General features: G+C 37.9%; 26 protein-coding genes. 14 read left to right on the top strand and 12 right to left on the bottom strand.

The genetic code is table 11. The annotated features are described in order from the left end of the window. Nucleotides 1-219: 219 nt before the first annotated feature. The 9 genes from hisIE to hisZ are packed head-to-tail and all read right to left on the bottom strand — an operon-like array spanning nucleotide 220 to nucleotide 7,754. Entirely contained in the window at nucleotides 220-840 is a 621-nt protein-coding gene (hisIE, locus tag FZC40_RS00835; RefSeq protein WP_148602051.1) for a bifunctional phosphoribosyl-AMP cyclohydrolase/phosphoribosyl-ATP diphosphatase HisIE, read from the bottom strand. Nucleotides 841-851: 11 nt separating this feature from the next. Continuing rightward, entirely contained in the window at nucleotides 852-1,610 is a 759-nt protein-coding gene (gene hisF, locus FZC40_RS00840) for an imidazole glycerol phosphate synthase subunit HisF (protein WP_148602052.1), read from the bottom strand. Then, complete coding sequence (gene hisA / locus FZC40_RS00845) at nucleotides 1,604-2,323, bottom strand: 1-(5-phosphoribosyl)-5-[(5-phosphoribosylamino)methylideneamino]imidazole-4-carboxamide isomerase (protein ID WP_148602053.1); 720 nt, start codon at nucleotides 2,321-2,323, stop codon at nucleotides 1,604-1,606. The genes hisF and hisA overlap by 7 nt, the downstream gene beginning before the upstream one ends. After that, nucleotides 2,320-2,928, bottom strand: a complete 609-nt coding sequence (hisH, locus tag FZC40_RS00850) for an imidazole glycerol phosphate synthase subunit HisH (protein ID WP_148602054.1) — start codon at nucleotides 2,926-2,928, stop codon at nucleotides 2,320-2,322. The genes hisA and hisH overlap by 4 nt, the downstream gene beginning before the upstream one ends. Nucleotides 2,929-2,943: 15 nt before the next feature. Continuing rightward, the gene (hisB, locus tag FZC40_RS00855) at nucleotides 2,944-3,531 is read right to left on the bottom strand and encodes an imidazoleglycerol-phosphate dehydratase HisB (protein WP_148602055.1); all 588 of its coding nucleotides are present in this window, start codon (nucleotides 3,529-3,531) and stop codon (nucleotides 2,944-2,946) included. Beyond that, nucleotides 3,521-4,585 (bottom strand): histidinol-phosphate transaminase, encoded by a 1,065-nt coding sequence (hisC, locus tag FZC40_RS00860; protein WP_148602056.1) that lies wholly within the window; start codon nucleotides 4,583-4,585, stop codon nucleotides 3,521-3,523. Before hisC ends, hisB begins: the two co-directional genes overlap by 11 nt. Then, nucleotides 4,585-5,865 carry a histidinol dehydrogenase gene (gene hisD / locus FZC40_RS00865; protein ID WP_148602057.1) on the bottom strand — a complete coding sequence of 427 codons (1,281 nt, stop codon included), beginning with the start codon at nucleotides 5,863-5,865 and terminating at the stop codon, nucleotides 4,585-4,587. The genes hisC and hisD overlap by 1 nt, the downstream gene beginning before the upstream one ends. A gap of 12 nt (nucleotides 5,866-5,877) precedes the next feature. Then, on the bottom strand, nucleotides 5,878-6,498 hold the full coding sequence (hisG, locus tag FZC40_RS00870) for an ATP phosphoribosyltransferase (protein ID WP_148602058.1): 621 nt from the start codon (nucleotides 6,496-6,498) through the stop codon (nucleotides 5,878-5,880). Then, the gene (gene hisZ / locus FZC40_RS00875; RefSeq protein ID WP_148602059.1) at nucleotides 6,498-7,754 is read right to left on the bottom strand and encodes an ATP phosphoribosyltransferase regulatory subunit; all 1,257 of its coding nucleotides are present in this window, start codon (nucleotides 7,752-7,754) and stop codon (nucleotides 6,498-6,500) included. Before hisZ ends, hisG begins: the two co-directional genes overlap by 1 nt. A 218-nt stretch (nucleotides 7,755-7,972) precedes the next feature. Here hisZ and FZC40_RS00880 point away from each other — a divergent pair, with 218 nt between their 5' ends. The 5 genes from FZC40_RS00880 to FZC40_RS00900 all read left to right on the top strand — a co-directional run bounded on the left by FZC40_RS00880 (nucleotide 7,973) and on the right by FZC40_RS00900 (nucleotide 13,225). After that, the gene (locus FZC40_RS00880) at nucleotides 7,973-9,796 is read left to right on the top strand and encodes a sensor domain-containing diguanylate cyclase (protein WP_186843618.1); all 1,824 of its coding nucleotides are present in this window, start codon (nucleotides 7,973-7,975) and stop codon (nucleotides 9,794-9,796) included. A gap of 16 nt (nucleotides 9,797-9,812) precedes the next feature. Further along, on the top strand, nucleotides 9,813-10,466 hold the full coding sequence (locus FZC40_RS00885; protein WP_186843617.1) for an HAD hydrolase-like protein: 654 nt from the start codon (nucleotides 9,813-9,815) through the stop codon (nucleotides 10,464-10,466). A 117-nt stretch (nucleotides 10,467-10,583) separates the two neighbouring features. Next, a complete protein-coding gene (rsmA, locus tag FZC40_RS00890) occupies nucleotides 10,584-11,447 on the top strand; it encodes a 16S rRNA (adenine(1518)-N(6)/adenine(1519)-N(6))-dimethyltransferase RsmA (RefSeq protein WP_148602061.1) in 864 nt (287 codons plus the stop codon). 81 nt (nucleotides 11,448-11,528) lie between these two features. After that, the gene (locus tag FZC40_RS00895; protein WP_148602062.1) at nucleotides 11,529-12,428 is read left to right on the top strand and encodes an ABC transporter ATP-binding protein; all 900 of its coding nucleotides are present in this window, start codon (nucleotides 11,529-11,531) and stop codon (nucleotides 12,426-12,428) included. Continuing rightward, nucleotides 12,425-13,225, top strand: a complete 801-nt coding sequence (locus tag FZC40_RS00900) for an ABC transporter permease subunit (RefSeq protein WP_148602063.1) — start codon at nucleotides 12,425-12,427, stop codon at nucleotides 13,223-13,225. The genes FZC40_RS00895 and FZC40_RS00900 overlap by 4 nt, the downstream gene beginning before the upstream one ends. Nucleotides 13,226-13,287: 62 nt before the next feature. On the opposite strand, the gene FZC40_RS00905 is transcribed toward FZC40_RS00900, so the two are convergent. Then, a complete protein-coding gene (locus FZC40_RS00905) occupies nucleotides 13,288-14,181 on the bottom strand; it encodes a fumarylacetoacetate hydrolase family protein (RefSeq protein ID WP_148602064.1) in 894 nt (297 codons plus the stop codon). A gap of 365 nt (nucleotides 14,182-14,546) precedes the next feature. Here FZC40_RS00905 and pyrB point away from each other — a divergent pair, with 365 nt between their 5' ends. Genes pyrB through FZC40_RS00945 form a run of 8 tightly spaced genes read left to right on the top strand, consistent with a single transcriptional unit; the run spans nucleotide 14,547 to nucleotide 20,687 of the window. Further along, on the top strand, nucleotides 14,547-15,485 hold the full coding sequence (pyrB, locus tag FZC40_RS00910; RefSeq protein ID WP_148602065.1) for an aspartate carbamoyltransferase: 939 nt from the start codon (nucleotides 14,547-14,549) through the stop codon (nucleotides 15,483-15,485). Next, the gene (locus FZC40_RS00915; RefSeq protein ID WP_148602066.1) at nucleotides 15,469-15,903 is read left to right on the top strand and encodes an aspartate carbamoyltransferase regulatory subunit; all 435 of its coding nucleotides are present in this window, start codon (nucleotides 15,469-15,471) and stop codon (nucleotides 15,901-15,903) included. Before pyrB ends, FZC40_RS00915 begins: the two co-directional genes overlap by 17 nt. Nucleotides 15,904-15,919: 16 nt before the next feature. Continuing rightward, entirely contained in the window at nucleotides 15,920-17,092 is a 1,173-nt protein-coding gene (locus FZC40_RS00920) for a dihydroorotase (protein WP_148602067.1), read from the top strand. Further along, a complete protein-coding gene (pyrF, locus tag FZC40_RS00925) occupies nucleotides 17,067-17,927 on the top strand; it encodes an orotidine-5'-phosphate decarboxylase (RefSeq protein ID WP_148602068.1) in 861 nt (286 codons plus the stop codon). The genes FZC40_RS00920 and pyrF overlap by 26 nt, the downstream gene beginning before the upstream one ends. Next, nucleotides 17,918-18,619 carry a dihydroorotate dehydrogenase electron transfer subunit gene (locus FZC40_RS00930; RefSeq protein WP_148602069.1) on the top strand — a complete coding sequence of 234 codons (702 nt, stop codon included), beginning with the start codon at nucleotides 17,918-17,920 and terminating at the stop codon, nucleotides 18,617-18,619. The genes pyrF and FZC40_RS00930 overlap by 10 nt, the downstream gene beginning before the upstream one ends. Next, on the top strand, nucleotides 18,612-19,517 hold the full coding sequence (locus FZC40_RS00935) for a dihydroorotate dehydrogenase (RefSeq protein WP_148602070.1): 906 nt from the start codon (nucleotides 18,612-18,614) through the stop codon (nucleotides 19,515-19,517). The genes FZC40_RS00930 and FZC40_RS00935 overlap by 8 nt, the downstream gene beginning before the upstream one ends. A 46-nt stretch (nucleotides 19,518-19,563) precedes the next feature. Further along, complete coding sequence (gene pyrE, locus FZC40_RS00940) at nucleotides 19,564-20,139, top strand: orotate phosphoribosyltransferase (protein WP_148602071.1); 576 nt, start codon at nucleotides 19,564-19,566, stop codon at nucleotides 20,137-20,139. Nucleotides 20,140-20,165: 26 nt separating this feature from the next. After that, complete coding sequence (locus tag FZC40_RS00945; RefSeq protein WP_148602072.1) at nucleotides 20,166-20,687, top strand: type 1 glutamine amidotransferase domain-containing protein; 522 nt, start codon at nucleotides 20,166-20,168, stop codon at nucleotides 20,685-20,687. A gap of 128 nt (nucleotides 20,688-20,815) precedes the next feature. Here the strand turns inward: FZC40_RS00945 and FZC40_RS00950 are convergent, their stop codons facing one another. Then, nucleotides 20,816-21,550: a MerR family transcriptional regulator gene (locus FZC40_RS00950; protein ID WP_148602073.1), complete on the bottom strand. Its 735-nt coding sequence runs from the start codon at nucleotides 21,548-21,550 to the stop codon at nucleotides 20,816-20,818. A 160-nt stretch (nucleotides 21,551-21,710) separates the two neighbouring features. On the opposite strand from FZC40_RS00950, the gene FZC40_RS16995 reads away from it, so the two are divergent. Then, nucleotides 21,711-21,884 (top strand): hypothetical protein, encoded by a 174-nt coding sequence (locus FZC40_RS16995; protein ID WP_186843616.1) that lies wholly within the window; start codon nucleotides 21,711-21,713, stop codon nucleotides 21,882-21,884. Between the two features lie 121 nt (nucleotides 21,885-22,005). Here the strand turns inward: FZC40_RS16995 and FZC40_RS00955 are convergent, their stop codons facing one another. Then, nucleotides 22,006-22,761 carry a peptidylprolyl isomerase gene (locus tag FZC40_RS00955; RefSeq protein ID WP_148602074.1) on the bottom strand — a complete coding sequence of 252 codons (756 nt, stop codon included), beginning with the start codon at nucleotides 22,759-22,761 and terminating at the stop codon, nucleotides 22,006-22,008. Nucleotides 22,762-22,943: the final 182 nt, after the last annotated feature.

The raw sequence follows: 22,943 nt of genomic DNA on the forward strand, positions 1-22,943 counted from the left end.
GAGACTTTCATCTCGCAACTTTATGATAGGTCTTGAACCTTAAAAGAGACTTGGAATTGGTTGAATTTAAGTAAAATTAAGGAATCACAAGCTATTGTGGTTTCGGGGAAATGTGATTATAAAATAGATGCATTTATTTTATAATCACATCTTTTGATTCAGTCTGCTTTGAAAAACTTATTTTGATCAATTGAAAATAGTTAGAAATAAGTATTTTTTCTATTTATGTCGATTGGTCAGTTCTTTGAAAATAGATTCTAAATCAACACCTTGATTATTAAGCATTACAAATAGATGATAGATTAAGTCGGACGATTCATAAATGAGTTCAGTTGGATCATTGTTTTTAGCGGCAATAATTGTTTCAGCAGATTCCTCACCGATTTTTTTACCAATTTTGTCAACGCCTTCTCTGAACAGGTAGTTGGTGTAAGAACCTTCAACGGGGTTCTCTTTACGATCAGCAATCAATGCAAAAAGTTTCGGCAGAATGTCAATATTACCGAGATCATTTTTTTCATCGGTCATAATATTTCGATAAAAACAGCTAGTGTTTCCGGTATGACAAGCTGGTCCGGCTGGAATGACCTGAAGGAGTAAAGTATCACCGTCACAGTCGTAATCAATTGAAATAATTGTTTGAGTGTTACCTGATGTTTCTCCCTTAACCCATAACTGTTGGCGGCTTCTGCTATAGAAAGTCGCTTTTTTTGTTTCAACGCTTTGTTTTAAAGAGTCTTCGTTCATCCAGGCCATCATCAAAACCTGACGGGTATTATAATCCTGTACAATTGCCGGAACAAGACCAGCATCGTTATATTTAATAGTTGTTAAATCCATAATTAACCTTTCTAAACCCGTCTCACGGGAATGCTTTCATTGTGTAAATAATTTTTCAGATCAGAGATTAAAATTTCCTTATAGTGAAATACAGAGGCGGCTAAGGCGGCATCTGCACCAACTTTTAAAACATCGCTGAAGTCCTGCATTTTTCCGGCCCCCCCGGATGCAATAATCGGAATGGTTAAAAGATCTGAAAGTTTTTTGTTTAATTCAAGGTCATAGCCTTTCTTTACGCCGTCTGTATCGATGGAATTAATACAGATTTCTCCGGCACCTAAATTTTGACCACGCTGTGCCCATTCAATGGCATCAATTCCGGTGTTCTCGCGACCACCTTTAACATAAACATCCCAGGAACCATGGTTGTTTCGTTTGGCATCAATAGAAAGAACAACACACTGAGCACCGAATTTCAGGGCAGCTTCTTTGATGAGTTGGGGATTCATAACGGCAGCAGAGTTGACGGAAACTTTGTCGGCTCCAGCCATGAGAACCTTTCTGAAATCTTCCACCTTGCTGATGCCGCCACCAATGGTAAAGGGAATGCGAATCGCTTCAGCTACTTTTTCAACAATATTGATGAAAATATCTCGATCTTCATATGTTGCGGTAATGTCATAGAAAACCAATTCATCAGCACCTTGTTCAGAGTAGTATCGCCCCAATTCAACAGGGTTCGCTACGTCTTGTATGTTTTGAAATTTTTTTCCTTTTACGACCCTGCCATGATCGACGTCCAGGCAAGGAATGATCCGTTTAGTCAGCATGATTTAAGCTCCTCTAACAGATTTTCAAGATCAATAGTGCCTTCATAAAGTGCTTTTCCGGTGATGGCGCCATACAGACCCATTGACTTCAGTCGTTTCATATCTTCAATACTGGAAATTCCTCCAGAGGCGATGATATCCATATTTAAATGATTGTTAAGCACTCCAAGCATTTCAAAATTAGGACCGGTCATCATGCCATCTTTAGAAATATCAGTGTACACCAGGGTTGACAAACCGTATCGCTCTAATTTGCTGGCCAGTTCCAAGGCTTCAATATTGCTGCTTTCAACCCAGCCTTCGGTACACACGATACCTTTTTTTGCATCAATAGAAACGCAGACTTTATCATCATAGAGGTCCAAAAGGTTTTCGATAAAACCAAAATCTTTGACTGCCTGAGTTCCAATGATAATTCGCGATACACCGATATTGATGTATTCTTTGGCAATATCCAAATTCCGGATACCACCGCCTAATTCGATTGGAATGTCGAGGGCTTCTACAATTTTTTTTATGAGTTCTAAATTTTTGGGCTGACCGTCAAAGGCCCCATCCAAGTCAACTAAGTGTAAGAATTGAGCCCCCTTAGATTGCCATTTTAGTGCGACATCCACAGGATCATTAAAATAAATGGTTTCAGCATCTTTTTGTCCTTGCATTAAACGAACGCATTTACCGTTTTTTAAATCAATTGCAGGGAAAACAATCATGATAATATCTCCTTAAAGTTTTTTAATAATTGAAGTCCGACGGTTGAGCTTTTTTCAGGATGAAACTGCATCCCGATGACATTGCCTCTTTGCACAATTCCAGGGACTTTAACGCTGTATTCTGCATAAGCAATGACATCATTGAAATCGACTGGATTAGCATAGTAGGAATGAACAAAATAAACGTAATCTTCAGTGGCGATTTTTTTCACCAAAGGGCTTTCCCGGTTAATGATAAGATTATTCCATCCCATATGGGGAATTTTAATGCCAGGTGCAGTGAATTTAACAATTTCTCCAGGAATATAGGAAAGGCCTGAAAATTCTCCGTCTTCATAACTCTTATCAAAAAGAAGCTGCATCCCCAAGCAGATGCCTAAAAGAATTTTCCCTTTTTTGACGTTGGCATCGAGGGTGTCGATGAGGTCAAATTTTTTTAAATTTTCCATCGCATCAGAAAATGCACCAACACCGGGAAGAATAATCGCTTCCGCCTGATCCAGCACTTTTTTATCTCTGGTTATGATTCCTTCCAGGCCAACATCCCCGAGGGCAGTATAGACATTTTTTAAATTCCCAACGTCGTAATCAACAATTGCTATCATTTGTGTTCCTCCTTGTTATTCAATAATTCCTTTAGTTGAAGGAATTTCTTTATTGCCGGCTTCGATGTAGCAGGCATTTTTGAGTGTTCGTCCCAATGACTTAAAAATACCTTCGACGATATGATGATTATTGGTTCCATACAAGGAAGCAACATGAAGGGTCATTTTACTGTTAGTGGTAAAGGCGATAAAAAATTCTTCTAAAAGCTCAGTTTCAAAATCACCAATAAATTCTCGGGTTAAGGGAACATCAAAGACCAGATAACTGCGACCGCTGATGTCAACGCAGGTACGGCATAAAGCCTCATCCATTGGGGTGAATTGAAAGGCATAGCGGTTAATACCGGCTTTATCACCAAGGGCTTGATAAAAAGCTTTCCCAAGAAGAATACCAATATCTTCAATTGCATGGTGATTATCAGCGCTGTCGCCAGTAGCATCAATGGTTAAATCAAATTTTCCGTGTTTAGCAAAAAGTATCAGCATGTGGTCAAAAAAACCAACGCCGGTGTTGACATTGGCAATCCCGGAACCGTCGATATTTAAAGAAAGCGAGATAGTGGTTTCAGTCGTTGTTCGGTTTAATGCACAGTTACGCTTCATTGTACACGACCTCCTTGATAATTTCCAGAATCTTTTGGTTTTCTTTCGGTTTACCGATTGAAAAACGGATGCTTTCGGGACAGGAACCGGTTTCTTTAAAACGCTTGATAAGAATATTGCGATTGAGCAGTGTCTCATATATTTTTTCAGCGTAAGGCGTTTCAAAATAAATAAAGTTTGCACCGGAAGGATAAACGGTGAGCGAAGGCAATTCTTTCAAAACAGCCATTGCTTTTTCACGTTCGGCTTTAATTTCTTCAAGATTTTTAAAAACTTTATCCCGATTCTGAAGCGCAATCACTGCCAGCTTTTGAGTGAGAACATTCAGATTATAGGGAGCTTTTACCTTGTAAAGCACATCGATGATATCCTTGTTTCCCAATGCGTAGCCGCAACGAATACCGGCTAGACCAAAGGCTTTTGATAAAGTGCGGAGAATTAAAAGCCGCGGATAATGAGGCAATAAATCCACATCGGATTCGCCAAAAAATTCGATATAGGCTTCATCTAAAACAACCAGAGAAGGAACCGCAGCTAATATTTTGATAATGTCTTTTTTGGCGAAAGTATAACCGGTTGGATTATTTGGATTGCAAATATATAATAGTTTAGCGTGATTGTCACAGGCAGCTTTTATAATACCGTCGACATCCGGTATATGGCCGGGCAAATCAAGGACGCGAATGTGTTTGGAATCCGAAATTTTCGCCCAGATATTATACATATCAAAGGATGGCGAATGAGAAACTACCACGTCACCGGCATTAACAAAAGCCTGATTAATCATGGCAATCAGCTCATCAGAGCCTGATCCGCAAATAATCCCATCGGTTGGAACACCGGTATAAGCACGAAGCTCTTTTAATAATTCGGGAAAGCAGGCTTCCGGATATCGGTTGAGGTCGGTATTGCAGATCTCATCAGTAAATTGTCGTTTTAAAATCATTGGAAAGTCATAGGGACTTTCGTTGGCATTTACAACAATTTCGTATTGAGGGGCATCGACTTTGTAAGCAACAAGGTCTCGGATGTTTTTTCGAATTAAGGTCTCCATCAGTTTTCAAACCGCCTTTCAACTGCTTTTGCATGAGCATCAAGACCTTCTGAACGGGCAAAGGCGGCTATCTTTTCATACACATTTTCCAAAGAATTCTGATCATAAGAAAGAATGCTTGATTTTTTAATAAAGTCATAAACACCAAGAGGGGAAGAAAACTTTGCCGTCCCGGAAGTGGGAAGGGTATGATTAGGCCCCGCAAAATAATCACCCAGAGGCTCCGGAGTGTAGGCTCCCATGAAAATGGCACCGGCATTTCTCACTTTTTTCAAAGAATCCATCGGATTTTCAATGAGAAGCTCTAAATGTTCCGGAGCAATTTTGTTGGAAAGTTCAAAGGCCTCATCTAGATCTTTGACAATAAAAACAAACCCAAAATCATCCACTGATTTCTTTGCAATTTCTTTGCGGCCTAAGTCCTCGTTGATCTGTCGGTATACTTCTTCGATCACCTGTTTGGCAAGATCCTCTGAGGTGGTAACGAGAATGGGCATTGCCATTTCATCATGTTCAGCCTGGGATAATAAATCGGCGGCAGCATAAACGGGATTGGCGTTTTCGTCAGCGATAATGAGGACCTCACTGGGGCCAGCGATCATATCAATGTCGACTTTTCCAAAAACTTCTTTCTTAGCGGTGGCCACATAGATGTTTCCAGGCCCGACAATTTTATTAACCGGTTTGATGGTTTCGGTACCGTAGGCAAGCGCAGCGATTGCTTGAGCTCCGCCAATTTTATATATTTCGTGAACCCCGGCAATTTTAGCAGCGGCCAGAATTGTGGGATTGACTTTTCCATCTCTACCAGGAGGCGTTACCATAACTAATGATTGAACACCAGCAACCAGGGCGGGAATGGAATCCATTAATACCGTGGAGGGATAAGTTGCTTTTCCTCCCGGTACATATAATCCTACGCGCTCGATTGGAGTAATGTGCTGACCGAGTACAACACCGGGTTTGGGTTCATAGGTCCAGGTGGTTTCCCGTTGCTTTTCATGGAAAGAACGAATATTACCGGCAGCTTCTCTGATGATCTCAAGCAAGCTCTCAGAAACGGAATCGAAGGCTTCCTGTATTTCATCTTCAGTTACCTGAAGATGGGTCAGCTCACAGTGATCCAATACTTTGGTGTAGTACAATAGTGCGGCATTACCATCTGTTTTTACGTCTTTGATTATTTCCAGGACAGCGTTTCGGATATCATCTCGGACATCCTCATTTCGTTTCAGGATTTTATCAAGATCCATTGTTTGATCATAAATAATAGTTTTCATAATGTTCCTTCCTCAAAGCTGAGTTTCAAATTCCTTAATAATAGGATTAATTAACTCATGCTTGGTTTTTAAACTGACTTGATTCACAATTAAGCGTGAACTAATGTCACAGATTTCTTCTAATACGGTCAGACCGTTTTCTTTTAAGGTGTTGCCGCTTTCAACGATATCAACAATACAATCAGATAAACCGATAAGCGGTGCTAATTCAACCGATCCGTTTAATTTAATGATATCCACTGATTGACCTTTAGTGTGAAAGTATTTTTTGGCAATAACTGGATATTTGGTGCCAACCACCAGTTTCTTTCCATAGGGAATGGGTCGGTCTTTATATCCGGCAACACACATTTTACAACGTCCGATATTCAAGTTAAGCATTTCATATACCTGAGCAGGATGTTCCATTAAAACATCCTTTCCCACGATGCCAATATCAGCGGCACCCTTTTCGACATAAATGGGAACATCAGGGGATTTCACTAAAAAGAATTCGATGGTGCCGGTTGTATCGGTAAAAATAAGTTTACGGCTTTTTTCTGAATAATCTTCAAAAATATATCCCAATGCAACGAGGAGTTCAATGGCCTTTCGAGCAACACGGCCTTTTGCAAGAGCAAAACGGATAACCATTATTCCACCTCACTTTCAATAGCTATGGAATCAAAGGGCAAAAATTCATTGTTTTTTTCAGCGAAAAGTTTTCCTTCAAATAGAAAATAGAGTTTTGCATTTTTATAAAGCTCACTTTTTCGAAATGAGCGAACATGATCTTCCCAGGTTTGTTTACTCAAAAAAACTTCTACAATAGAGCCATTCGCTCTAAATTTTTCGGCGAATTGATAAGCGGCAGCCTTGTCAGTGCAATCATAAAAAATGACATTCTTGTTTTGATCATCCTGAGGCAACAAATTTTCCTGTTCCATGTAATCAATGACCTTTAGAAGATCAATGGCAAAACCGCATGCGGGTCGGGGTATTCCAAATTTTTCGGATAAATTATCATAACGCCCACCACTAATAACCGGTTCGCCGCAATTGTTGATATAACCTTTAAAATTAATATCTGTGTAGTAGTTCATTTGGTTGGTAAATCCCAGATCAAAGATAACATAGTTGGAAAGTCCCATCACTTCTAAATGATGATATATTTCTGAAATTTGTTCAACAACCCATTCCATTTTTTCGTTAATACAGAGTTTTTTCATTTCTTTCAGCACGGTTTTCGGTTTGCCATATAGCGTGGGAAGCTTCAGAATGATGTCTTTTTTGTCAGTGGGTAATTTCAGCTGTTCTAAATAGGTGGCAATATCACCAATGTTCTTATTTTCAATATATCGAAAAAGTGTTTCTTTTGATTTAGGTGATAAGGCTAATTCATCAAAAAGATAATTTATGAATCCGACATGGCCGAGATCAATGTGAACATCTTTAATGCCGTACTCGAGAAGCGATAGAATCGCAAGGGCAATCACTTCGCCGTCACATTCTGGACTATTATTTCCAAAATATTCAATTCCAATTTGTGTAATTTCTTTTTTAACCATCTCAGGTGAAGAAAAATTTCGGTAAATATTAGTTTGATATGAATATTTAATGATTTCATCAGAATTTGGATGATTCATGGCTGCCATCCGAGTGATTGGCAGGGTTGCATCTGGTTTTAATACGAGAACTTTTCCCTGATGATTCACCAACTTAAAAAGATCGTCGCTGGGAATAGAATCTTCATGAACGTAAAGATCATAGGTTTCAAAGGTCGGTGTTGATATCTGCTGGTACCCATAGGACCGGTAAAGCGACATGAGTTGATTGATGTTTTTTTGTAATGAGAAATAATCTTGATGCTGAATGTTTTCAAAGCCATCAATGTTGTAGTTAAAAAGCATATGAACCTCCAATACTTTATTACAGTAGTTCGCTAAAGCGATAATATCATTTTAACACTTTTATTTTATTTGTCAAAGCTTTTAATGGGTTTTTAATATTTATTTATTATAGTATACCCATGATTTAAAGGCAAATCGTGGAATCATAAGTTAAAATATAAAAAACGTTTGTATAAGTTTGTATCGAAAGTGTGGCATCAGAAAGTAAGGTATTCACGATGGTTGATTTTTCTAAAATTTTCACCAGTGACCATATAATAATGATGGTAGTCGTTGCGACCATTGTTTTTTTTGGTTGGATTTTATTTGTAGCGTTGAAGTCGAAAGAAACCAAACGAAGGATTAATAACTATGAGGTCCGGCTAAAACTTTATGATGGGCTGATCAATCTGATTAAGGATTGTGCATTTATTGTTAATGATACTGGAGTCATTCAAACTGTGAATGATGAATTTCTGAAATATTGTGAAAAGACATCAGAAAAAATTATTAATAAAAATATTCAACGACTGAAGATAGACTATATTCACAGTGATCATGAGGACGCATTTGCGAAGGCATTAGAAGAGTGCGGAATTTATGAATTTGATACAAAATTTTTTCACAGTAGTGGAGATATTATTCCTTTTCATGTTGAGGTTCATTTGATTGCAGTTGAAAATATGAAAAATGAACCACAAACGTTTTATTGCGTTACCGCAGTTGATTTAAAAAAGACAAATGAAAAAGATGATTATATTAATCAACAACAGGATGAGTTGTTAGAGATACAACATTTGGCCAAATTAGGCTATTGGAAAATCGACTATTTAACAAAAAAGATCTACTGGTCACGAGAACTTTATAGTATACTAGGTTATGAAGAGGGTGAGGTTGAGCCAACTCTTGATATTATTTATTCCATGGCTTATGAAGATGATCAAAACCGCGTGTGGAAGGCTTTTTTAAGTGCTTTCCAGAACCAAAAAAAAGTGGATACACAGTATCGAATAAAAAATAATCGAGGTGAAATCCGCGATATTTATTTAAGAATTCGGCATTTTTTTTCGGACACCAATGAACATTTAAGAACAATAGGGATCCTGCAGGACATAACGGCGCAAGTCGATTTACGAGACGAACTTAATGCGCAGCTTACTTATACGGATACGGTTTTAAACAACTGTAGTCTACTATATATTGAATGTAACAGTGATTTTCAAGTCAGTAGCATTAATAATCAGGTTAGTCATCTGATTGGGATAAATAATGAAGCTGCTCGGGGAAAACAATTACTTGATGTTTTCGGGAAATTAAATCGAACTCATAGAAAATTTGTTGAAGAAAATATGAATTTCAAGAAGCCTATGCCCATGAAAGATTACACTGGCGATATTCATTATATCCAATGGGATCACGCAACGTTTACGAAAAAAAATAATGAATTTGCAAATATCCTTCTTGGCATTGATATTAGTGAGACAATTAAAAGACGTAAAGCACTTGAAGAATCATTTGTATTGGATCCAATTACAAAACTTCCCAATCGTTATAAATTGGACCAGGTATTGGATAATTATTTTAAAAAAAACGGAATAAGACAAGATAAGCATCTGGTCTTATTATTCATTCATATCAAAGGACTTTTTGTTGTCGCAGACGGGTTCGGACAAAGTGCAGAAGATCAAGTGATAAGGTTGATCAGCGAGCGTTTGTATAGTGCAATTGGAAAATACGGACTTTTTGTCCGGCGATATGCGAATCAATTTGTTTTATTTTATCCTTGTGATATTGATGAGGAAAGAACAACCGAGCTCTGCAAATTAATTACTGAGTTATTAAAGATACCCTTTACGGTGAAAGATTCTCAAATAAAACTGGAAAGTCATATTGGCGTTTCAAAATTTCCGGAGCATGCAAGTTGCAAAGAAGATCTTGTTCGTTTTGCAAGTGCTGCAATGCATGAAGCACAGCATTTGAATGTCGATTATTATTTTTACAATCAAGATTTGGAACTGGACGTAAAGGAAAAAATGAAGAAGTACAGAACAATTAACTATTAAATTAGAGGAGTTATATATGACCTATAAATGTGTGGTTTTTGATTTTGATGGTACTCTCGCTGATACTGAAGAGAAAGCCTTCAACATATACAATCAACTGGCATCAAAATACAAATACAGTACTGTAACAATGGAAGAATTGCAGCATATAAAAAATCTTCATATTAAGGAAATAAAAGAAATTGTCGATATCCCATTTTATCAGTTTCCCAGGGTACTGAGAGAAGGACAGAAGTTATTAAAGGAAGAATCCAGTGATATTAATGCATTTTCTCCAGATATTCATGCTTTTTTTACGGAACTCAGAAAAGAAACAGATCATACTGGTATTTTAACGTCGAATATAAAAAAGACCGTTGCGCAGTTTCTCAAGACCTATGAATTGAGTCATGAGATTGAATTTATTATGTGTTCGGCTTTAATGTCCAAAGGAAAAAAAATAAAAAAAGTATTAAGAAAATATGATATTGATCCAAGGGAAATGTTATATGTGGGAGATGAATCCCGTGATATTGAAGCATGCCAAAAGGTTGGGGTAGATGTGGTTGCAGTAAATTGGGGTTACAATACACCGATTGCTCTTGAACGCTGCAAACCAACATTTATGATAGAAAATTTATGGGAAGTTATCGATATAGTAAGGAAGAACAATAAAATTAAGATGGCTTAGAATATAATAAACGAAGGGGCTTCACGGAAATTAGAATACAGTGTATAATAGTTAAGTTATTAATTTTTAATCGTAATTTTATTATCTGCAGCAAAGTTTAAAAATTGAAAGGATTTTATGGAAAAATTAACATCTCCACACGTAATTGAAACACTATTAAAAAAATATGACCTTCACTTTAACAAGAGATTTGGACAGAATTTTCTAATCGATGAAAATATTGTAAGGAAAATTGTGATGGCTGGAGAAGTTGATACAGGAGATCTCGTTTTAGAAATTGGCTCCGGGATTGGAACCCTGACTCAAGTTCTTAGCGAGAATGCCAAGAAAGTCGTCACGGTGGAAATAGATAAAAAACTGATTCCGGTACTTCATGAAACACTGAGAGAATGCAATAATGTTGAAATCATACAAGGAGATATTCTTAAAACGAATGTGCGAGAACTTCTTGGTGATGACATCGGGAAGTTGCCGATTAAAATTGTTGCGAATTTACCTTATTACATTACAACTCCAATCATTATGGGCTTTTTGGAATCAGACTTACCCATTGAATCGATGACTTTTTTAATTCAAAAAGAAGTCGGAGAGCGTATTTGCGGTGGACCGGGTACAAAAGCGTATGGTTCATTGAGTATTGTTGCTCAATTTTATGCCGATATTAAACTTGATTTTAGTGTACCATCTCATGTTTTTATTCCCAGACCAAAGGTTGATTCCGTTGTCGTTACCTTTAAAAAACTGGATTCTCCAAAATTCAAGGTGGAAAACAAAGAACTGTTTTTATCGGTTGTAAAGGCAAGCTTCTTAAATCGTCGAAAGACTTTGATCAACGGTTTAACAATGAACACCATTTTTGATAAAGAAGTGCTGCTTAAGGTATTAGAAGAATGCAGCATCGCACCAGGTATTCGAGGCGAAACATTAACAGGGTCTGAGTTCGCTAATATTGCCAATCATTTGAACAATTATATAAATTGAAAAAGCGATAAAGAATACAGTTGGTTTACTTGACAATAAAAAATCTCGAAATTAATTATTTGTTTTAAAGGAGAGAAAAGTATGATTGAAACAAGGGATATCACCCTTAAGTATTCAGGCAGTAAAGGAATATTCGACTTAAATTTTAAGGTTGAAAAAGGTGAAGCTTTTGGTTACATTGGGCCAAAAGGGGCTGGAAAAACATCAACAATTCGGGTCTTAATGGGATTAAGTCATTCCAGCAAAGGGTTAGCAACCATAAATGGATTGAATTGTTTTAATAAAGCAGCAGCCATTCAAAAAATAACTGGCTATATTCCAGAGCAAACTTCTTTTTTTGATGGGATGCGGGTTAAAGAATATCTTAATTTTATTTCGCGAATGCGCGGTTCAAGTGGGTCAAAGAAAACGGAATTGAGAGATTCATTGATTGAACGTTTCGAATTGGAAACCCGAGGGAAAATTGAGAACCTGTCAAATGATATGAAGCAAAAATTGGCAATTGTTACTGCTTTCATGCATGATCCGGAAGTTCTGATTTTAGATGAACCCACAAATGGACTCGATCCTCTTATGCAGTCGCGATTTGTTGATTTGATCATTGAAGAAAAACGCCAGGGAAAGACAATTTTAATGGCAACACATATGTTTGAAAATGTCGAACGTACCTGTGATCGGGTAGGAATTTTAAAAGAAGGGCGCATTGTTGCCCAAGATGATATTATTCAGGTGAAATCGGCAGAGATAAAATCGTATTTTGTGCGATTTGAAGATCATCCGAATTTAGAACAATTAAAAAAATATGGCTTTGGCTACAAACAGTTTTCTGAAAAAGATTATGAAATACTTTGTCAAGGGGATCGTATTGATGCTTTAGTAAAAGTATTATCTCATGAGAAGGTTTTAGTATTCAACTCAAACACGCAGACATTGGAAGAAATTTTTCAAAAGTATTATAGTAAGGAGGCGATAAACGCATGAGTATTCCTTTGTTTCTTAAAGACATAAAAGATAACATTTTCCTGCTATTAATTTTTGTTTTTTTGATGTCGTTGTATCTGGGGGTTATTATTTATATGTATGATCCAAATGGTGTCGGAGCACTTGTGGATATGTTGTCATTATTACCAGTTGCATTGGTAAAGGCTATGAGACTTAGCACAATTGACAGTGGGCTAACTGGTTTTATCGGCAGTTTATTCTACGGAATTATAATTTATCTTTTTCCAATGGTTTATTGTATTATCCTCGGAAATCGTTTGGTCGCAAAATGGGTCAATGATGGTTCTTTTGCCTGTTTATTAACAACCCCAAATAGTCGCGTGAAAATCATTGTGACTCAAGGCATATATATGGTATTTTCCATCATTGTCTTATTTTCTGTTCTTTTTCTTGTGGGCTTGGCAGTAAGTGGGTATTGTTTTCCAGGAACACTTGATAAGTCCGTATTTTTTGAACTTAATCTCTGTGCGTGTCTATTGACAATAACAGTTGGAATGATTTGTTTTTTCTTTTCTTGTTTGTTTAATGACACGACATTATCTTTAGGTTTTGGCGCAGGAATCCTCATTATCTTTTTCCTGTTTACGATACTCAGTGGTATTTCGGACCTAACTGCTTTTTTAGGAAAATATTCATTATATAATGCTTTTAACAGCCTTGCGATTGTAAAAGGCGAAGCGAATATTGTGACTATATGTGTCGGCTTTTTAACAATTAGTCTGCTTTTATTTGCAGCAGGAGTCGGCGCTTTTGGAATTAAGCGTCTGCCTGTTTAAAATCGCAAAAAGCGCATCCGAAATTATTGGGTGCGCTTTTTTATACTCTAAATTCAAGATGATTATTCAATAATATTTCTTAGAACCCCTATTTTTTCAATTTCTGCTTCGATTTTGTCGCCATGCTGTAAAAACAGGGGTGGTTTTCTTGCACACCCAACTCCGGCAGGTGTTCCGGTAAGAATGATATCTCCCGGAAGTAGTGTTATCCCTTTAGATAAGTCGCTGATGATTGTTGGAATGTCAAAAATCATATGACTTGTAGTGGAATGCTGTCGGATTTCGCCATTGACCCGACAGGTTAATGCGATATTAAAAGGAAGTTTCAATGCGCTTTTATGAAGAATTTTTGGTCCGAGTGGACAGAAAGTATCAAGACTTTTACCTTTATACCACTGGGAATGTTTTTTTTGCAAATCACGAGCAGTAATATCGTTGGCGATGGTGTAGCCAAAGATGTACGCCTCGGCTTTTTCCTTGGGGATATCCGAGCCTTCTTTTCCAATAATAATGGCAAGTTCAACTTCATAGTCAATTTCTTTGGTTGCCTTGGCATGAGATAGGATAACCGTATCAGGACCGGTGACAGACGTTGGCAGCTTAGAAAAATAAATAGGGCTTTCCGGAAGTTCGGTCAATGAAGGAATATTTTTGATTTCCTTTGCATGATCCGCATAATTTTTTCCCAGACAGAAGATATTTCTTGGTGGTTTGGGAATTGGAGCTAACAGTTTAACCAGACTGAGATTAATCCCAAGATTTGGATTTTCAGCCATTTTATTTTGAATGTCAGCTAACAATTTATCGGTAGCTATCGGAATAAAATCGATTAATCGTTCTGGAAATTTGAGACCCATAAGCTTTCCAATTGTTGTAATTGGTAAAACTTTTTTTTCATCCTCGGTTAGGATTCCGCCTTCATTAAAAGCATTATATTGATAAGTTACAAAATACATATAGAATTCCTCCTTCTTTTCTTTTTTTATCATATCATTATACCGATTGAAATTCCAGATGATTTATCTATTATCAAAAGGAAAGTTGTGAAAAAGTAAAAATAGAATCGCCGTCATAGTGTTAGAAACAAAATAGTCAAAATAATATCTTAAGATGACGGTTTCTTTAATGAAAGAGCATTGACAATTTCGGATAATTAAATTATGATTATTGTAATTTAGTATGCATGCTCATATTGAGCGTGGCATAAAAGGTGAAAAACAAACCATTTAATTAGGAAAATGCCTATTACAAAGTATGCCGCTATTATTTTTAAGCGGCTTGTTTTTTGCCCACAATTGTGTTGATGAATAGGAGGAACATTATGTTAAAAGGAAGACATTTAATCGAACCTAACGACTTTTCGCTAGATGAAATTGAATCGATTATGCAGCTGGCTGATAATATTATTGCAAACCCAGAGGGTTATTCTATGGTTTGTAAGGGAAAATTATTAGCCAGCCTTTTTTATGAGCCTTCGACTCGTACGCGTTTTAGTTTCGAAGCCGCCATGCTTCGCTTAGGTGGTGAAATTATTGGATTCGATGATCCTAATAATTCATCAGTTTCTAAGGGGGAGAGTTTAGGGGATACCATCCGAACCATTGAATGTTATTCGGATATTGCCGTTATCCGGCATCCACGGGAAGGAACGGCACGGCTAGTGTCAAAGTTTGCTAAGAATATGCCGATTATTAATGCTGGCGATGGGGGACATGAACACCCAACTCAGACATTGACCGATTTACTGACCATTCGGAAATTTAAAGGTGGGTATGACAATCACGTGGTTGGCGTTTGCGGCGATTTACTGTTTGGCCGGACGATTCACTCGTTGGTAAAAATGCTAAGTCGATATCAGGGGGTAAAGTTTGTCTTTATATCGCCAAAAGAACTGCAGATGCCCGAAAATATTCTCAATCTGTTGAATGACGGGATTTATAAAGAAACCACAAACCTGGATGAAGTGATTGGAGACTTGGATATACTTTATATGTCCAGAGTTCAACGGGAACGTTTTGTCAGTGAAGAAGAATATCTTCGGTTGAAAGACTATTATGTACTTGATAAAAAGAAAATGAAGAGTGCAAAAAAAGATATGATCGTGATGCACCCATTGCCACGGGTTAATGAGATTGCCACAGAGGTTGATGATGATCCCAGAGCGGTTTATTTTACCCAGGCAAAATATGGAATGTATGTGCGAATGGCACTGATTGCTAAACTTTTGGGGGTGGAGGATAAAAATGATAAATGTATCTAAACTAAAAAAGGGAATCATTATTGACCATATCGAAGCAGGTCACGGCTTTGAGATTTATAAGGCGCTCCACCTCAATGATATTGATGATGTGGTCGTCCTGCTGAAAAACATTCCAAGTAAAAAAATGAAACAAAAAGATCTGATTAAAATTGAAACGGATATGCAAATTGATATGACTGTTTTAGGCCTCATTGATCCCAATGTGACCATAAATTTTGTCAAAAATGGAGAAATGTGTAAAAAGATCAAACTCACGCTGCCACAAGTTGTCAATGGAATCATGAAATGTAAAAATCCTCGCTGTATTACTCAGTATGAAGACGTTAGAGGAATAAAATTTTATTTAGTTAATGAGGAAAAAAAGCAGTATCGTTGTGAATATTGTGACGCGTATACGACCTTTATTGAAGAAGACTAAAAAGAAGGAGGGACACATGAAAACCTTGATTAAAAACATTGAAATTGTAGATGCTGAAGGACTGCGATCCGGCAAGGTATTAATAGAAGATGGAAAAATAAAAAAAGTTTACAAAGAAAAAGGCGTGGTTCGCGCAGCGTACGATAAGGAAATCGATGGAGCGGGACATGTACTGATGCCGGGATTTATCGATATGCACTGTCATTTAAGAGATCCTGGCTATGAATACAAGGAAACCATGGAGACTGGGATGAAGGCAGCTTTGAAGGGCGGATTCACGTCTTTAGTTGCCATGGCAAATACCAAACCAATCATTGATAATGCAGAAATCCTCGAAAAAAATTTAAAAAAAGCAACCGATTTGGATCTTTGTAAGCTGATTCAAGTGTCGGCAGTGACCAAGAATTTCAGTGAAGAGGAATTAGTCGATTTTGAAGCATTGCGAACACTGACCAACGTCTTTTCCAATGATGGCGTTTCTATTTTAAATCAGGATACCATGGTAAAAGGTTTGAAAGCATCCGCAGAAAATGATTTTATTCTTTTAACCCATTGTGATCCGGAAACAGCTTTGGTTAAACGGGATGTTGAGCTTCTGGAAAGTTATGGCGGCCATTTGCATGTCTGTCATATCAGCAAGAAAGATACATTGGAAGTCATTCAGATGGCGAAACAAAAAGGTCTGGATATAACCTGTGAAGTGACACCCCATCATCTTTTTGCATCAGCGATGGAATACCGAGTGAATCCCCCTTTTAGAACCTACCCAGATCGTCGATCATTAATTGAAGGCATTAAAGACGGGATGATTGATATGTGTGGGACGGACCATGCCCCACATTCAGAGGAAGATAAACAAAATGGGGCACCCGGCATTAATAATTTTGAGATGGCATTTTCCATGTATTATACTGTGTTTAATCAAAATAAAATCGGACTGGAAAAATTGAGTGAAATGTTAAGCTATGCACCAGCAAAACGGATGGGGATAAAGGCCGGTCTTGTTAAAGAACGATATCCGGCAGACTTAGTTTTAGTTGATCTGAATTGGGCGGGTAAAATCAATCCCAAAAATTTCATTTCTAAAAGCAGAAACAATCCATTTGGGGGAGAAACCCTTAAAGGCAAAGTTTTAATGACGATGGTGAAGGGAAATATAAAATATGATGATAATGGATCGACTCTATAAAGATGCGATAAAAAAAGGCCCAATTTGTGTGGGACTTGATACAACACTTAAATTTTTACCGCAGTATTTACTTCTAAAGGATTGGTCTGATGGTGAAAAAATAATAGCCTTCAATAAAAAGGTGATAGATGCCACAGAAGATCTGGCAGCTGCCTACAAGGTTCAAATTGCATGCTATGAATCTCTCGGGTTAGATGGGCTCAAGGCATATAGCGAAACGGTAAAATATGCCAGAAGCAAAAACATTGTGGTGATTGGGGACGTGAAGCGGGGGGATATTTCATCCACCGGAGACCAATATGCCAAAGGTCATTTTAGCGGTGATTTTGAAGTGGATATTATGACGGTTAATGCTTATATGGGAGAAGATGCGGTGTCACCCTACTATTCTTATATTAAAGACAATAATAAGGGCATTTTTATTCTTCAACGCACTTCAAACCCATCGGCAGTTGATCTGCAAAACCTGAAAGTTCGGGATGATTTCATTTATGAAATCATGGGCGATAAAATCGAAAAATGGGGCAGTGCGTTCAGAGGCGAATGTGGATTCAGTTCCATTGGTTCCGTTGTCGGTTTGACGCGACCAGACGAATTTGAAGCCATTCAAAAAAGATGCCCTCATACCTTCTTTTTGGTGCCGGGTTATGGTGCCCAGGGAGGCAAAGGGGAAGATATCGCAAAGATTCTTAAACGCACCCGATGTGCGGTTGTCAATTCATCCCGGGGCCTGATTACCGGTCATCAAAAAGCAGGCTGTGAAGATGAGGGTTTTGCAGAGCACATCCGAAATGCGACGCTGGCAATGAAGGAGGACATTCTTCAATGGCTATAATCCAGAGTAACGAATTTGTTAGTCCCGGGATTTGCAAAATGACGGTTGCGTTTACCGGTGCGGTTTTACCGGGTCAATTTTTTATGCTGCGAGCCTGGGATAAAGATCCCTTATTGTCCAGACCGATTAGCGTTCACGATTATGAGGACGGAAAATTGACCTTTTTGTACCAAGTGGTTGGTAAAGGAACCGAAATTTTATCCTGTCTAAAAGCTCAGAGTGAAGTGACCTTGCAGGGACCGTTGGGTAATGGCTTTCCCCAGATTGTCGGGGATCTCTGTGTGGTTGGCGGAGGCATTGGAATCGCGCCATTATACTATCTCATGAAAGATTACAAGAAAAAAAATCCGCATGGAAATTGTCGGGTATACCTGGGTTTTCGAGATAGCTCCTATTGTGTGGAATCCTTTAATGCGATTGCTGATGAAGTGAATTTGAATATCGGCGGAATTATCACCGATCAACTGAAAGTAGCAGCCAGCGAGGTGGTCGTAACCTGCGGTCCGGAAGTAATGATGAAATCAGTCGCAAAAGTAACGCCTGCAGAAAATCAGGTTTATGTATCAATGGAAGCCCATATGGCTTGTGGAATCGGTGCTTGTCTGGGTTGCACCTGTGCGACAAAATACGGAAATAAAAAAGTCTGTCAAGATGGTCCGGTTTTTTTAAGCGGTGAGGTGTTTTATGTCTAAACAACTTGAAACAAAATTCAACGAGATTCTCTTTAAAAATCCGGTTGTTCCCGCTTCCGGTACTTTTGGCTTTGGCCGGGAATATGAAGCATATTATGATTTGGAAAAACTTGGCGGACTGTGCTCAAAAGGCCTGACCTTAGCACCACAATCTGGAAACACCGGCATCCGTTTATGGGAAACACCCGCAGGCTTAATGAACAGCATCGGTTTGGAAAATCCGGGAATCGATGCTTTTATCGAAAACGAATGGCCGCATCTAAAGAGTCTTGACACCGTAACCATTGTCAATGTTGGGGGAAAAGATGAAGAATCCTATCTGAAGGCCATTGAAAAACTGAATGCTATCGATGTGAAGCTCATTGAGCTGAATATTTCCTGCCCTAATGTGAAGGCGGGCGGAATGGCATATGGCATGACAGCGGAGACCGCAGGGGATATCACTAAAAAAGTGGTGGCCATTTCGAATCACCCGGTGATGGTAAAATTATCTCCAAACGGGGATTCAGTGGCCGAGATAGCGGTGGCTTGTGAAGCATCCGGCGCTCAAGGTATTTCTCTGATTAATACCATTCAGGGGATGGCCATTGATTATAAAAAAAAGGTTGTTGTTTTTGACAACCTGTACGCCGGGCTTTCGGGACCGGCGGTTAAACCCATTGCCCTGCGAATGACGCATCAGGTTTGTCAGGCGGTTAACATACCGATAATGGCGATGGGCGGAATCAGCACCTGGGAAGACGCGCTGGAATTTATTATGGCAGGAGCAACCTGTATTCAAATTGGGACCATGAATTTCATTAATCCTCTGGCACCGATTGAAATTATTGAGGGACTGGAAGTCTATTGTGAAAAAGAAGGGCTTTCCAATATCTCGGAGATCCGTGGGATTGTCTAAACGGCAAGTTAAGCGAAAGATTAAAATATAGAATTGAGGAAATAGGATGAATCAAGAAGTATTGAAAATATTAAAAGAAACGGATGCATTTTTAGAAGGACACTTTTTACTATCTTCCGGCAAACACAGTGACCAATATGTGCAATGTGCAAAAGTGTTGCGTTTCCCGGATAAAGCTGCCAAGGTATTGGCACCGGTGGTGGAACAGTTAAAAGCATTAGATATCGATAAGGTGGTTGGGCCAGCCATGGGCGGGGTCATTGTTTCTTATGAAATTGGCCGACAGCTGGGAAAAGAATCCATTTTCACAGAACGTAAAGATGGCGAAATGCAGCTGCGAAGAGGCTTTGAGATCAAACCCGGTGAAAAAGTGATTATCACCGAAGATGTTGTAACCACCGGAAAATCAACTATTGAAACGAAGAAAGTACTGGAAGCTTTGGGCGCTGAAGTATTGGGGGTTGCCTGCATAGCTGATCGTCGGGCCCCGGGAGTTGAAATAGACATGCCGATTTATTCTTCAATTAAGCTAGAAATAACGGCGTGGGATGCAAAAGATTGTCCAGTTTGTAAAGTCGGAAAAATTCAACTGGTTAAACCCGGCTCCAGAGGAAATGCCTAACAAATAAAAATGATAGGAGGAACAATATGGAAAGCAAAAAGATTATCGCATTGATCAGCAATGATTTTGAAGATCTTGAATTAATGTACCCGGTGCTTCGCTTACGCGAAGAAGGCGTCACTGTTCATGTTGTGGGAGAAACGGCAGGTAAAAAGTATGTCGGCAAATACGGAGTGCCCTGTGTTTCGGATTATTCTTTTACTGATATTAATCCCCAGGATTACGACGGTATTTTGGTACCCGGAGGATGGGCACCTGATGCGTTAAGACGTTTTCCCGTCGTTTTGGATATGATACAAAATATGGATACTCGAAAACGAGTGATTGGCGAGATTTGCCACGCCGGATGGGTTCTTATTTCGGCAGGGATTCTAAAAGGTATCAATGTAACCAGTACTCCGGGCATCAGGGATGATATGAGAAATGCCGGCGCCATCTGGCATGATGTGGCGTCCATTATTGACGGCCATATCGTATCAAGTCGACGTCCCCCCGATTTGCCTGAATATATGAAGGATTATATTAAAGTTTTAAAAGAACAAAAATAAGAGTTGAATATTAACTAGAAGTTAAAACAAAAAAATCAAGGCCAATTATTTTATCTTGCTGCAGTATGCAGCGATAAATAGTTGGCCTTAATATTTGAGCTTAGCAATACTCAGAATTAAAAGTTGTTTTAGAGACAATAAATACGGATGCTATCACTCATGAATTGCGCTAATCCTTCATGATGTTCATCAATGTTTTCTTTGAAACGCTCATCATGAATGTACATAAGACCTAGTCCGGAAAGAATTTCTTTCGTGCAGTCATAATAATGATTGCTGATGTGTTGCTGCCATTTAGCGACTAATTCCTGAACTTCAGGATCTTCTGGTGATTTGTTCATGTTTTTAATAAAGTCAGTGTAGATGTTTTCAGCTTCATTGTGAATTTCTTCCCAATTTTCAGGGGTATAGTGGTCTGTTTTGTTTTCATACTGGGTATACGCCAGGGAATTTCCCCAACGTTCTTTTACTTCTTTTTCATATGTTGTTTTCATCTCTTCAATTTTTTTCATGTCAAATGGTTCAAAATTCATGTTGTTTTCTCCTTTTATTTTTTTATCTAATAAAGTAATAAGGTTGTCCAAACGATCTCGCTTTAGCAAAAGAAGGTTTCGCTGTTTTGTAAAAGATTCAATTTGATCATAATTTGGATCTAAAAGAATATGTTTTATTTCCTGGATTGAAAAATCCAGTTCCCTAAGAAAAAGAATATTCTGCAATTTCTTTAGATTGTCTTCATCATAGTATCGATATTTATTTTGAGAAATCTCGCTCGGAATAAGAATTCCTTCACTGTGATAATAGTGAAGGGTGCGCACACTAGCTCCGGTGAGATAGGAGACTTCTTTTACAGTCATTTTCATTTGATGACCTCCTTACAAGTTCAATAATAAACTATTACTTAAGGTAAGAGTCAAGTGATTATTGAAAAAAAATTTTGGAATTAAATATAGTAGGTTAAATTTAGGAGAAATGGGTATATAATATAAAAATAAGGAAAAACTAAATTAGGAGGAAAAAAGAATGTGCTGTCATAAAAAAGAAGAAAGTCAGAGTGAAGAGAGCCAGTGCTGTTTTATTGAGCACAAAGAAAAAGTTATTCCATGTGTGTTGGGTGTTTTTGCAGCATTCTTTGTGATAGTCGGTTTTATTTTAGGTCATAAATTTTTGTGCAAAAAAGATTCGGACGAGTTTTAAAAAATAGGCTTTGTAAGTTTATTGGGAATCGACAGTTGCCAAGTTGACGATATGATCATTTGATGATTGACGATTCCCAAAATAAAAAAGGAACTGTCTTATAGCACAGTTCCTTTTTTGATTATATTCCCATTTCCATGGTTACTGGATATTTTTGCTTGAGTTCGTCAACCTTGCCAATAAAGGCTCTGTTTTGTTTTTCACGCAGCAAAAAATTGCGTACATTTTCTTTTACTGCATCATAGGGAATGGTCTGTGATGTTTTTCGATCGGTGAGTTTAATGATGTGGTATCCAAATTGAGTTTGTACAGGAACTTCTGTCATTTCATCGATTTCTAAGGCAAAGGCAGCGGTTTCAAATTCTGGAACCATTTGACCTTTTGAAAAATAACTTAAATCCCCGCCTTTGTCGCTAGAAGGACAAGTTGAAAATTCTTTGGCGGCTGCTTCAAAGGATTTACCATTTTTAATCTCTTCAATAATATCAATTGCCTGTTGTTCCGTTGGCAGAAGGATATGGCTTGCACGAATACTATCAGATGCGATGAATTGGGTGGGATTTTCATTGTAGAATTTTTCAATTTCTTCATCTTGCACGGTGACATTCGTCATAAATTGAGCAATCATATGTGTTTTCAAAAGCTTTTCTTCAGCATCAACGAGCATTTTTTTAAATTCTTCACTTTCATCAGCCTTTTCTTCTTTACCTTCTAAATAAAAAAGTTCCTGGGCGATGAGCTCTTCTAATAACTGTCGACGACCTTCATGAGATGAGAACTGATTCGCCTGTTCCTGGGGTAATTGTTTGATTAAGGCATCTAAATCCGCGGTGTAAATTGTTTTACTACCTACGGTAGCTAAAGGGGTTTTTTCCATAATTATCTCCTTGAAAATTAATTTATTTAATAAAGATCATAGCCTTTTCAATGTTTTTTGTCAATATATAGATGAGTAAATGCTTATTATGGAAAAAAGCAATATAAAATGTCCGAGAACATCAATTCAAATAGATAATTAAATAAAACTTAATTGATTAGCAAAAGTATAGTTCTCTTCTT

This window comes from Acetobacterium tundrae (genome assembly GCF_008086615.1).
GTDB lineage: Bacteria > Bacillota > Clostridia > Eubacteriales > Eubacteriaceae > Acetobacterium > Acetobacterium tundrae.